Origin of the sequence: Ruminococcus callidus ATCC 27760 (assembly GCF_000468015.1) — a bacterium.
In the GTDB taxonomy this organism is placed as follows: Bacteria; Bacillota; Clostridia; order Oscillospirales; family Ruminococcaceae; genus Ruminococcus_C; species Ruminococcus_C callidus.
The window spans coordinates 4173-16331 of the sequence record NZ_KI260386.1; the positions used below are offsets into that span (position 1 = coordinate 4173).

Genomic DNA, 12159 nt, shown 5'->3' on the forward strand with positions numbered 1-12159 from the left:
GTCGCACAATCTTTGTGCGGTATTGCCTAAACAAAAAAGCGGCTTACTTTTTCAGTAAGCCGCTTTTGTTTTATGGCTGTTTCTTTTATTTTCTCCGGAGCACTGCCCCTGTGCCGCAGCAGCCCAGAAATGCTACCAGATCGGCAATGACAATGGTTGCCCCCACCGGCGTGGAAGCCAGTATCGAGATCAGCAGTCCCACTACAGCACAGACGACGGAGATCACCGCTGCACAGAAAATCACGCCGCGAAAACTCCGGAACAGCCGCATGGCGGACAGTGCCGGAAAAACGATCAGTGCGGAAGTCAGCAGAGAACCTACCAGATTCATGGCAAGGACAATGATGACTGCCGTGACTACTGCGATCAGCAGGTTGTACATGCCGGCACGGATCCCCGTGGCTGCGGCAAAGGTTTCGTCAAAGGTGACGGCGAAAATCTTGTGGTAGAACAACAGGAAAATCGCCATGACGACCACAGACATGCCCACGCAGAGCCAGACATCGCTTTTCGAAAGCGTCAGGATCAGCGTGGAGCCAAACAGCGTGCTGCACACATCGCCGGAGATGTTGGCGGAGGAGGAGAACAAGTTCTGTATCAGATAGCCGATTGCCAACGCACTGACAGACAGCATGGCAATGGCAGCATCGCCTTTGATCTTGGCATTCTGGTTGGCACAGAGCAAGATCACTGCACAGACCACTGTGACCGGCATTACCAGCAGCATGTTGTTGCTGAGCCGCAGCACCGTGGCAATGGCAAGTGCCCCGAATGCCACGTGAGAAAGTCCGTCCCCGATGACGGAAAACCGTTTCAGCACCAGCGTAACTCCCAGCAGGGAGGAACACAGAGCGATCAGTACCCCTGCGATCAGGGCGTACCGGACAAATGAAAATGACAGATACCCTGTCAGCTGTTCCCAGATACTCATGCTTCTGTCCCTCCTGTGTATGTCTGTCCGATCTTGCTGCGGAGATAGTCCTCTTTGGTGCCGAAAAACAGGGGCGTTTTGCTGATGTGCAGCACGTGGGAGGCGTATTTTACAGCGGCTTCCATGTCGTGGGAAACCATGAGAATGGTGATGCCGTCTTTCCGGTTCAGCTGGGCGATCAGCTCATACAGTTCCAGCTGTGCCTTGGGATCCAGCCCCGTGACAGGTTCGTCCAGTACCAGCATTTTCTGAGTTGCCCCCAGAGCCCGTGCCAGAAGCACCCGCTGCTGCTGGCCGCCGGAAAGTTCCCGATAGCACCGCTTTGCCAGATGCGTGATGCCCAGCCGTTCCATGTTGTCCAGTGCCAGCTGTTTTTCCTGCTTGGTATAAAACGGACGGAAGCCGCTGTGATTCAGGCAGCCGGAACGGACGATTTCCAGCACCGATGCGGGAAAGTCCCGCTGTACTGCCGTCTGCTGGGGCAGATAGCCGATCTCGTCCGGCTGTAATCCGTCGCCGGTGGTAATGGTTCCCGCCATAGGGGATTTCAGCCCCAGAATCGCTTTCATCAGCGTACTTTTGCCGGAGCCGTTTTCCCCTACAATATAGAGGTAATCTCCCGTCTGCACGGAGAAGTTCAGGTGTTCGATGACCACATTGCCCTCATAGCCCAATGTGACATCTTTTCCAATGAGTTGTGCCATAGATTTTCACGCCCCCTCAAGAGTTCAGTGCCTGTTTCAGCACATCATAATTTTCCTGCATTTTTGACAGATAGGTAACGCCGGTATCGATCTCCTTTTGCGATACTGCCTGTAGAGATTGCAGCGTCAGAATTTTCCCGTCTGAGCCGGCATTTTCCAGAATGGTTTTCGCCAGTGAGGAATTGCTGCCCTCGGTGACCAGCACACAGGGTAGATGCAGAGATTCTACCTTTTCCGATAGGAATACAATGGTTTCAAAGCTTGCTTCTGTTTCTGCGGAGCAGCCCGGAAATGCGGCGTAATAAGTCAGTCCGTAATCTTCTGCCAGATACCGGAACGGAAAGCGGTCTGCCACCACAATGGTATCCCGTGCCGCCTGCGAAGTCATTTCGGTAAAGTCGCTGTCCAGCTCCTGTAATTTCTGGAGATAGTCGGTGCAGTTCTGGTTGTAGATGTCCTCATGTGCGGGATCTGCTTTGCACAACGCCTCTTTCATGGCAGTGCATGCCAGTGCAGCTCGCCGCAGGGACAGCCACACATGTTCGTCCAGTTCCGGCGGCTCCTCGTGGGAATCGCTTTCGTCATCGTGGTGGTCGTGTTCATGTTCTGCCTGCATGCCCTCTGCCAGCACTTCCTCGTCAGCGTCAGCGGCTTCTGCCATGGAAACCAGCTGTGCGGTGCGGTTCTCGGTGGTGTCCAACACGTCGTTGACCCATGTATCCGAAATGCCGCCTACGTAGCAGAACACATCTGCCCTGGCGATCATGGCAATGTCCCGTACAGAGGGCTGATAGCTGTGCAGGTCTGTGCCGTTTTTCACCAGCAGTGTCAGGTCTACGTTGTTCACACCCTGTGTCAGCTGTCTTGCCCAGTCGTATTCGGGAAAAATGGTGCAGACAACTTGCAGCCGGTCGTCTGTTTTCGGCAGCGTTCCGCCGCAGCCGTTCAAAAAAAAGCTCCACCCGAAGCAGAGCATCAGCAAAAAAGCCAGTTTTCGTTTCATATTCTCTCACTTCCGTCCGTTGGAATTGCAGTATTTGAAATTGAAAATGATTTTCATATTCGCATTATAACATAGGAACGAAGGTTTGTCAAGGGGATTTTCAGAGAAATTTGCAGGAACCTGCTGGAAACACTTGACGAAACGAGAGAAATGTAGTAAAATAAAAAAGATAGGGGAGTGCAGCCCGCGTTTTGTGCGACTGGCATTTCGCGGCGGCTTCCCACAGGATACGGAAAGGAGCAGATCACGATGCTGACAGAGAAGATGACTTATACGGTTTCTGCCGTTACCCCGAATACACAGGTGGGAGATATTGTATATGTAAAGGAACTGGATTCCGGAGCACATGCGATCGGAGAAGTAGATCGTATTTATGCCCATGGCGTACACATGGACCTGTATATGGCAAAGCGGGTGTCGGAAAATACCTTTGAGGTTTCACGCCGGCTGTATCCGGAATTTTTCAATATGCACATGGCAACTGCCAATGAAGCTGCGAACACACAGAATACGCAGAATACACAGAGCAGTGCACAGTGAGCTTTGACAAGACAGATGGAACTGTACAGAGAAAAGCTGCCGGTGGGAAATGATTCCGCCGACAGCTTTTTTTGTATGTTTGCTGTGAAAAGTGTTATATTATAATAGTAGTGTTATGCGGTGGCCTTTTGCCGCTTCCAGATGAGATGCAACAGCCAGCCCAGGAAGAACGCCAGCACATCGCCGAATGTGGAGATGATTCGCATGGTAACGGCGTAGAGCATAATAGTGTTGGTGTCCAGAAATGTGCTGCATGTGAGCACCATGACTGCTTCGCGGACACCGATGCCGCCCGGAGCACCGGGGGTGATGAAGCCAATGACCCACGAGAACAGGTAGGTTCCCAGAAACAGCCCCATCTGTGCCCGCGGAACGTCGAACATCAGGAACGCCGGCACGGCATACATGGTGGCGGAGAACAGGTATTGCAGCACGTAGAGCAGGAAAACGCCAACGACCCGCAGCAAAATTTTCCGGTTCAGCAGTTTGCGGTACTTTTCGAAATACCGCCGCAGCGGCTCCCGAAACTTCCAGCGGAGCAGGAAAAACGCCAGCACCAGTACGGCAACACCGATGCCCAGCACCAGCAGGAAATTCTTCTCATAGGTGCGGATCAGTCCCACCATGTCTTTTCCCATGAGCAGCAGGATCCACACCAGCGGAGCCACCAGTGAACACAGAATTTCCAGAACGGTGGCACAGGCAACGTCCACGTGGCTGATGTGCAGGTCTGCGGCAAGCTGGTTTCGTCCCACGTACTGGAACACATTCCCCGGCACGTATTTCATCAGATTGCACTTGGTGTATACCGGCAGAGCGTCTTTCATGGCGATTTTCTTGCCGGACAGGATTCGCACAAACTGCACCCACGGGGTGGACATGAAGAAAATAATGGCAGTCTGTACCAGCACACAGCCGGCAATGATGCCCAGCGGTTTGCCGGAAGCGAACATCGACCAGTCCACGTCCATAGTCACGATCTTCTTGATGACAAAGACGAATGCCACCACGGTGATCAGCGTACCGATCAGCTTATAATATTTTTTCAGGAATTTCATAAAACAACCCTTTCTGCATGGAGTGTTCCGAAAGGAACAACAGCTTCTATTGTATCATGTTTTGCGGAAATTGTCAAACCGGAGCAGGTGAAAAACACGCAAATCAATTTTCATGATAGCCTCCCCTGAAAGGGGAGGGGGACCGCCGTTAGGCGGTGGAGAGGTTTTTTCGTAAAATCCTTTTATGGCGTTTTCGGCATAAGTGGAAACCCCTCAGTCAGTGCTACGCACTGCCAGCTCCCCTTTCAGGGGAGCCCCACTTGTCGAGTTACATAACTTCGCAAATTTAAATCAACATATTTTTGAAAATTGATTTTCATGAGTGAAAAATGTAGAAATGAAAGCACAGGCAGATTGACAAAAATTCACAATTATGTTATGCTATAAGGTGTAAAGGAAAGTTTATTTTTTCCCCGAAAGGAGTTTCTTATGAAATTGCGTTATCTGCTTCTGCTGCCGGAACTGGTGCTGCTGTTTTTCTTTGTATTTCCGATCTGGAAGCGAATCTGCAATCCGGGCAATCTCGCCGGCATTCTGGTGTGCCTGTTTCTGCTGTTCGTGACCATATTTCCGCGGAAATTTGCCCATATCGTGCAGCGGTGCTGGGAACCGCTGGGCGGCAAGATCGGGCTGTCCGCGGTAGGGATTCTGCTGGCGGCAGGGCTGACCTTTTCCGCCGTGATGTCTGTGCAAATGGTGCGGACGATCTGCACGAAACCGACTGCACCGGAAACCGTTGTGGTGCTGGGCTGCAAAGTCCGCGGCACCCGTCCCAGCCGTATGCTGATACGTCGGCTGGAGGCGGCACAGGCATATCTGGAGGAGAACCCCGACGTGCTGTGCATTACCACCGGCGGACAGGGAGCCGGAGAAGACGTGCCGGAGGGACAGGCCATGCGGGACTGGCTGATCGGGCACGGCATTGCCGCGGAACGCATCATTGCGGAGGATACGTCCAAAGATACGCAGGAAAATCTGGAGCATGCGGCGGCAATTTTGCAGGAGCAGGGGCTTGGGGAACAGGTCGTCATCATCACAGACGGCTTTCACCAGTATCGGGCATCGCTGCTGGCGAAACGTGCCGGACTGCAATCGGAAAGCGTGTGTGCCAAGACGAACCCTCTGTATGTGCCTACCTACTGGGTGCGGGAGTGGATGGCACTGTTTCAGCTTCTGGTGCTGGGGCATGGTTAAGGCAATACCGCACAAGCCTTATGCAGTGTTTCCTTCAGTTTTAGTACATAGGCAACAATGCACAAACAGGAATGGAGGGAATCTCATGTTACAGCAACTGACACCGCGGGTGTACCAGCTGGATTTTTCGCAGGAACAAGACCGCCCCGTGCTGGGGTATATTCGGGGCGACCGGTTTTCCCTGATGGTCGATGCCGGCAATTCTCCGGAACATGTGCAGGCATATCTTGCCGCCGTGGAGGAGTCTGGTTTTTGTCAGCCGGATTTTGTGGCGTTGACCCACTCTCACTGGGATCACTGCTTCGGGCTGGCATCGCTGCCAATGCCGTCCATTGCCTGTGTGCAGACAAGACAGTCACTGGAAATGGTTTCCCGCCTGCAGTGGACACCGGACGCATTGGCGGAAAATGTGCGGAAAGGCATTGTCCCTCAGCTGTGTGCTCCGCGGATCCAGCTGCACTTTCCCGATCCGGAGAGCATTCGGGTGGCACTGCCCACTATGGTTTTTTCCGAGAGCATGACGCTGGACTTGGGAAACTGCACCTGTGAACTGCGGCATGTCACCAGTGCCCACGCCCGCGATACGGTGATCGTCTGGGTGAAAGAAGAACAAATGGTATTTCTGGGGGATGCGGTGTATCAGGAGCTGGTGGGCGATGTCTGGGTGGAGCGACCGGAAAAGCTGCGAAAGCTGATACAGGAACTGGAGCCGCTGGACTTTCAACTGGCACAGCCGGCACATCAAAAGGCAATGACAAAGACCGACCTGCTGGCGTGGTTCCGGCGGCGGTTGGAAAGGACGGTGCAGTCATGACAGATGCGGAACTGGCGAGAGCCATTGCTGAAAAGGCGGCGGAGCAGGGCGGCACAGTGTATTTCGTCGGCGGCTGTGTGCGTGACCGGCTTCTCGGACTGGAAAACAAGGACATTGACATTGAGGTGCACGGCATTCCCGCCGAAGCACTGGAACAGCTGCTCTCCGAACTGGGAGCGTGTATGAAAATCGGGAAAAGCTTCGGCATTTACGGCTTGAAAGGACACGCGTTGGACATTGCCCTGCCCCGTACCGAACGGCGTACCGGCGTAGGACACCGTGACTTTGCCGTGACTTCTGATCCGTTTCTGGGCACCTATGAAGCGGCAAAACGGCGGGACTTCACCATGAATGCCCTGATGCAGAACGTGCTGACCGGCGAGATCATCGATCATTTCGGCGGCAGGCAGGACTTGCAGGACGGCGTACTCCGGCATGTGGACGACGTGACATTTACAGAGGATCCGCTGCGGGTGCTGCGGGCGGCACAGTTTGCGGCACGGTTTCAGTTTTCTGTGGCGGCGGAAACGGTGGAACTCTGCCGGCGTATCGACCTGTCTGCCCTTTCGAGAGAGCGCGTGATGCTGGAAATGGAAAAGGCACTGCTCCGTGCGGAAAAGCCTTCGCTGTTTTTCGGAGAACTGCGAACTATGGGGCAGCTGGGACACTGGTTTCCGGAGGTGCAGGCACTGATCGGGCTGCCACAGAACCAGATACATCACCAAGAGGGCGACACGTGGACACATACCATGCTGGTGCTGGACGAGGCGGCAAAGCGGCGGGACAAGGTGCGGTATCCGCTGGGCTTTTTGCTGGCGGCTCTGTGCCATGACTTTGGCAAGGCAGTCTGCACCACGGAAATCGACGGCGTGATCCACTCCTACGGGCACGAAACCGCCGGACTGCCGCTGGTACAGCAGTTTCTGGAACGAATCACCACGGAAACAAAGCTGATACAGTATGTGCTGAACATGACAGAACTGCACATGCAGCCCAACATTATGGCGGCTGCCAGGTCGCGTTTGAAATCCACCAATAAACTGCTGGATCGTGCGGTGGAACCCTTTGATCTGATACAGCTAAGCGTCTGTGACGGTCTGGGAAAGCTGCCGCCCTGCGGGGAAACAGAATCGTTCCTGATGCAGCGGTACGAACAGTTTACAGCCATTATGGCAAGACCATACGTCATGGGCAAGGACCTGATTGCGGCAGGCTTGCAGCCTGGTGTTCAGTTTTCCGAGATCTTGTCCTATGCCCATAAGCTGCGGCTGGCAGGTATCGAGAAGGAGAATGCTCTCCGGCAGAGCCTTGCCTACGCCAGAAAAATGCGAAAGGAGAATCCTGATGCAGCTACATGAAATTCGAAAAGCACTGCACGGAGAAGCGTATGATTTCCTGCGGACCAATCCCCACCTGGGCAGTCGTGTGATGCTGCTGGGGCTGGGCGGTTCTCACGCCTACGGCACAGATACGGAAACTTCTGATCTGGACATTCGGGGCTGTGCCGCATTGAGCAAGGCGGAGATCCTTTGCGGCGAAAGTTTTGAGCAGGTGACTGATGTTGCCACGGATACCACGATCTATGCGTTTCCGAAGCTGATACACCTGCTGAAAGAGTGTAATCCCAATACCATTGAGATTCTGGGGCTGAAGCCGGAGCACTACCTGTATCTCTCCGAGGCGGGAAAGCTGCTGCTGGACAACCGGAAGCTGTTTCTGTCCCAGCGGGCAGTCAACTCGTTCAGCGGTTATGCTACAGCACAGTTTCGCCGCATGGACAACAAGTCCGCCCGAATCGCCGAACAGCCTGTACAGGAAATGCACATTCTGAACAGTATCCGAAATGCGAAAAAGCATTTTCCGGAACAGTTTTTTCAGTATCCGGAAGATGCCATTCGTCTTTATATAGACGATGCAGTCAACCCGCAGATGCAGAAGGAAATTTTTATGGATATTTCCCTGAAGCACTACCCGCTGCGGGACTATAAGGAAATGTGGGGCAGAATGGCGGACATTGTGAAAAGCTACAGCAGAGTGGGGCAGGGGCACCGCAACCAAAATGCCGTTACCCACAACAAATTGAGCAAGCATATGATGCACCTGATCCGGCTGTATCTGATGTGCATCGACATTCTGGAAAAAGGAGAGGTCATCACCTATCGTGCTGCCGAGCATGATTTCCTGATGCGGATTCGAAACGGCGAATATCTGGACGAAAACCAGCAGCCCACAGCGGAATTTTTCGAAATCATCGAGCAGTACAAGGCACGGGTGGCATATGCCGCCGAGCATACCGACCTGCCGGAAAGACCTGATGAAAAGAAGATTCGGGAATTGGTGCTGGCGATACATGAAAAGATCGTGCTGGAGGAACAGTGAGAAACGGTTTGCAGTGTTGCTGAAAAGTTTCCTGTCTGTCCCTTTTGCATATTTCCCGTCCCATTCCGCATATCATGAACCAAAAAGTTTGTGGGAGGACACGGTATGCAATGCAAATGCACTTGGAAAGGAATCGGAAAACGGGCGGGCATCATTCTGGCAGTCAGTGCTGTCAGTGTTTCTGCAATCTACTTTGGCGGCATGCGGATCCGGCAAGCTGTTACCACCATGACTGCCCCGAAAAAGGAAACGCCGGTGATTGTTCTGGACGCAGGGCACGGCGGTGCAGACGGCGGCTGCGTTTCCGTCAATAATGTGCCGGAAAAGGGCATCAACCTGAATATTCTCCTGAGCCTGCGGGATTTCCTGCGTATGGAGGGCTACACCGTGGAGGTCACGCGGGACACAGACCGGAGCATTCACGATGACGGCGTTGAGGGCATTGCCAACCAGAAAAGTTCGGATATGGATAACCGGCTGGCACTGTTCAACCAGTACGACAACGCCGTGTGCATCTCCGTGCACCAGAACCAGTTCACCGATGCTGCCTATTCCGGAGCCCAGATGTTTTACTCCGACAATGTCAAGGGCAGCGGTGCTCTGGCACAGGCTCTCCAGAATGCTTTTGTGACCCAGTTGCAGCCGGAAAACACGCGGGAGATCAAGCAGTGCGGCAAGGAACTGTATCTCTGCTATTTCAGCGAAAATCCCACTGTTATGGCGGAGTGCGGATTCCTGTCCAATCCGGAAGAAGCGGCTCTGCTGGAGTCGGAGGAGTATCAGCAAAAAGTGGCGTTCACCATTTTCTCCGGTTTGAACCAGTACCTAGAAGAACGCGGTTGAGTGGACTGTAGGGTGTTGTTAGCCATAAGTTACATCACAAAAAAGCCGTTCTGTACGCATCTTGTACAGAACGGCTTTTGTATTTGCAAATTTCTCCGCGGGTTATCTCCAGAATACCAGTGTATCTTTCAGAACGTTCCAGATCGTGGGGTGTGCCTTATACAGTGCCACGCCATCGCCGGAGGTGATGAGAATACAGAAGTATGCCAGCACGGTTCCGGTCATTGCCAGTGCGATGACTTTCTGGCTGATTTGTGCAGCATTGGCGGAATAGGGCTTCAACACTGCCGGCACTTGCAGCAGCAGCATGGTGGACATGACGCTGAGCACTACCATAATATCCAGCAGGTAGCGAATGGTGATGCCTGCCATGCAGTAGTCCACCCACGCCAGCAGAACGGCTCCGATAACGGTAATCAGCACCAGAGCACGGCGGATCCGGCAGTCGTCCCGCTGTTTCCACTTTTTCCAGAGCAGGGGAATGCTGAGCACGCCCAGCAGTACCGACGGCATTGCCAACGCTCCGAAAGATCTTTCGACAAAGAGATACATCATGCGGTTGGGAACAAGCACTGCGTTGTCTTTCAGGAACGGGAAGTCGTCCATCAGTTCCATGGGGTGCAGGAAATATGCCGCAAAGGCAGCCGGAAAACGTGCCAGACTGATGCGGTTTGCGGCGGTGTTGTCTACTGTCATCTGGTAAATTGCCCCGAATTGCAGCGGGCTGTCAAACCGGATCTGGTTGTACCACATGATCGCTGCCGCACCAACCAGTGTCGGAAGCAGGAAACAGCCGGCACTGATGAGCCGGTTTTGCAGCCGCAGGTCTTTCCGGAACAGCAGATGCAGGAAAATCGGCACCAGCAGCAGGACATAGACCAGCAGGTTGGGACGGGAAGCCGCCGTGATTACCACGCCAATGCCGCTGACTGCCAGCAAGGCAAAGCGTTTCCACGATTTTTTCACGGAAACCGCGGCGAATCCCGTCCAGAGGGCGAGCAGCAGTCCGAACATACCCATGAGCAGGCAGAGGTAATACCGGTCGTTGTAGTTCAGTCCCACAAAAGCACCGCAGCCCGCCACGGCAGAAACCAGTCCGAACAACAGCAGCAACAGCGGCGGCTGTTTGTCATATCGCCGCACCAGTGTCATGATCAGTCCGAATATGGCGATGATAATGGCTGCCACAGTGATGCAGTACGCGAAGTTCAGAGTGGGAACTTTTCCGGTAATGGCATAGAATGGCAGATAGATCAGCACCACCGGAGCACAGCCGAAATAGCAGTAATAGTGTTCGTTGTAGTAGGCATAGTCCCAGTTATAGGAAACGCCATCGCGGTTGGAATTGTCGTAGGGATTTTCCAGTTCTGCCAGTTCCGGTGTCACGTCGAAATTCATGTAGGAATGCCCGTCCGTCCATGCTTCCAGCGTTTTTCCGTAGACGTTGCTGATGTCCACGGAATGGATGTCAGTGGGCTTCTGGTCGGGCACAATGAAAGCACTGATGCAGGCAAGGCAGCCGAACAGGGTCATCAGCACCGCCAGATTGTGCTTCCAGTTTTTTGCCTGATAGTGGATCTCCCAGACGGAGAACTGCTTGCAGGCAGTCAGCCCCAGTGCGATCAGCAGCACCAGCAGGAACCGCCCTGTGGAAAAGGCAAAGGGAATTGCCGCATAGGCGGTGCCGCTGTGCAGAGTGATCGGGGCATCGATGTTTTCGAACTGGAGTTGCAGCACGTGAATTTTTTCATAGGGCTGCATGGCAAATTGCAGGGTGTCATAGCTGCCGGTCGCCTGTGTCTGTGCAGTCTTTTCGAATCGCTGTGTCAGGTTGTTGTCTTTCATGGAGAGGGAAACCTGATACATCTTGTCCTTGCCGTCCGCATGCAGCCGGACACAGTGCAGCTCGTCCCAGTCCAGATCAGAAAAGGTCAGGGTGCAGTTGCCGGTAATGGTGATCTCGCCCTTGTCGTTGAAAGAAGCCGCTTCCTCATCGCTGATTTCTGCGGTGGAAAGGGGCAGTTCCTCTTTGGTTTTCTGGGTGGTGAAGCTGGTGATGTGGAACACCAGCACTTCCAGCAGAAAGACGCAGCCGGCAATGCAGGCGGCTTTTTGCAGATACTTCCGCAGAACAGCAGTGTTCTGCTTTCCGGAAAAGGCAGTTCCTGCACCGAGCAGCAGCAGGGTGATCGCCAGCGGCAGCGGCGGAAACAGGTGGGAACCGGTGATCTGGAACCCGCGGATCAGAGCATGCAGAAGCAGAAGCACCAGAATTTCTCCGGCAGTCAGTATTCCCATTCTGACTGCGGTTTTTGAGAATTCAGAGCCAGCCGGTGCCAGCTTCGGCAGTTTGCACGCCGCCAGAAGCAGGGCGTTGCATAGAATTGGCAGTAAAAAGTAGAGTAACATCTGTCAAAATCCTTTCATAAAAAAATCTGTTTTTATTATATATGATAAAAGGAAAATGAATGTGAACAAACATTGCGAAAATCGTAAATATAAGATATTTTCGCGGATTTTCGGGGCGTGAGGTCTTTTTGATATGTTGTGTCCGCCGATAACTTTACCTTCATGCACAAATTGATTAAGATATAACTTTCTGCATATTCCCTTAGAATAATCAATATAATACGTGCATTTATGCGATTTACAGTAATTTAACCAATAATTCACTGTTTTTTTTTTTTTTTTTT

11 protein-coding genes are annotated in these 12159 nt (G+C 53.1%); 6 read left to right on the top strand and 5 right to left on the bottom strand.

The genetic code is table 11. The features are described 5' to 3' along the window. Nucleotides 1–85 precede the first annotated feature (85 nt). The 3 genes from RUMCAL_RS06260 to RUMCAL_RS06270 are packed head-to-tail and all read right to left on the bottom strand — an operon-like array spanning nucleotide 86 to nucleotide 2638. Entirely contained in the window at nucleotides 86–931 is an 846-nt protein-coding gene (locus RUMCAL_RS06260) for a metal ABC transporter permease (protein WP_021681826.1), read from the bottom strand. Continuing rightward, the gene (locus RUMCAL_RS06265; RefSeq protein ID WP_021681827.1) at nucleotides 928–1635 is read right to left on the bottom strand and encodes a metal ABC transporter ATP-binding protein; all 708 of its coding nucleotides are present in this window, start codon (nucleotides 1633–1635) and stop codon (nucleotides 928–930) included. The genes RUMCAL_RS06260 and RUMCAL_RS06265 overlap by 4 nt, the downstream gene beginning before the upstream one ends. A 16-nt stretch (nucleotides 1636–1651) precedes the next feature. After that, on the bottom strand, nucleotides 1652–2638 hold the full coding sequence (locus RUMCAL_RS06270; protein ID WP_021681828.1) for a metal ABC transporter substrate-binding protein: 987 nt from the start codon (nucleotides 2636–2638) through the stop codon (nucleotides 1652–1654). Between the two features lie 249 nt (nucleotides 2639–2887). On the opposite strand from RUMCAL_RS06270, the gene RUMCAL_RS06275 reads away from it, so the two are divergent. Further along, nucleotides 2888–3178: a hypothetical protein gene (locus RUMCAL_RS06275; protein WP_021681830.1), complete on the top strand. Its 291-nt coding sequence runs from the start codon at nucleotides 2888–2890 to the stop codon at nucleotides 3176–3178. A 113-nt stretch (nucleotides 3179–3291) separates the two neighbouring features. Here RUMCAL_RS06275 and RUMCAL_RS06280 read toward each other — a convergent pair whose 3' ends face one another. Continuing rightward, the gene (locus RUMCAL_RS06280; RefSeq protein ID WP_021681831.1) at nucleotides 3292–4236 is read right to left on the bottom strand and encodes a lysylphosphatidylglycerol synthase domain-containing protein; all 945 of its coding nucleotides are present in this window, start codon (nucleotides 4234–4236) and stop codon (nucleotides 3292–3294) included. 429 nt (nucleotides 4237–4665) lie between these two features. Here RUMCAL_RS06280 and RUMCAL_RS06285 point away from each other — a divergent pair, with 429 nt between their 5' ends. The 5 genes from RUMCAL_RS06285 (at nucleotide 4666) to RUMCAL_RS06305 (ending at nucleotide 9466) form a co-directional block, all read left to right on the top strand. After that, complete coding sequence (locus tag RUMCAL_RS06285) at nucleotides 4666–5430, top strand: YdcF family protein (protein WP_021681832.1); 765 nt, start codon at nucleotides 4666–4668, stop codon at nucleotides 5428–5430. Nucleotides 5431–5515: 85 nt separating this feature from the next. Beyond that, nucleotides 5516–6244 (top strand): MBL fold metallo-hydrolase, encoded by a 729-nt coding sequence (locus RUMCAL_RS06290; RefSeq protein ID WP_051343702.1) that lies wholly within the window; start codon nucleotides 5516–5518, stop codon nucleotides 6242–6244. Continuing rightward, entirely contained in the window at nucleotides 6241–7602 is a 1362-nt protein-coding gene (locus RUMCAL_RS06295; RefSeq protein WP_021681834.1) for a CCA tRNA nucleotidyltransferase, read from the top strand. The genes RUMCAL_RS06290 and RUMCAL_RS06295 overlap by 4 nt, the downstream gene beginning before the upstream one ends. After that, the gene (locus RUMCAL_RS06300; RefSeq protein ID WP_021681835.1) at nucleotides 7589–8623 is read left to right on the top strand and encodes a DNA polymerase beta superfamily protein; all 1035 of its coding nucleotides are present in this window, start codon (nucleotides 7589–7591) and stop codon (nucleotides 8621–8623) included. Before RUMCAL_RS06295 ends, RUMCAL_RS06300 begins: the two co-directional genes overlap by 14 nt. A 105-nt stretch (nucleotides 8624–8728) precedes the next feature. After that, nucleotides 8729–9466 (top strand): N-acetylmuramoyl-L-alanine amidase, encoded by a 738-nt coding sequence (locus RUMCAL_RS06305; protein ID WP_021681836.1) that lies wholly within the window; start codon nucleotides 8729–8731, stop codon nucleotides 9464–9466. A 102-nt stretch (nucleotides 9467–9568) separates the two neighbouring features. Here RUMCAL_RS06305 and RUMCAL_RS06310 read toward each other — a convergent pair whose 3' ends face one another. Continuing rightward, a complete protein-coding gene (locus RUMCAL_RS06310; protein WP_021681837.1) occupies nucleotides 9569–11875 on the bottom strand; it encodes a hypothetical protein in 2307 nt (768 codons plus the stop codon). Nucleotides 11876–12159: the final 284 nt, after the last annotated feature.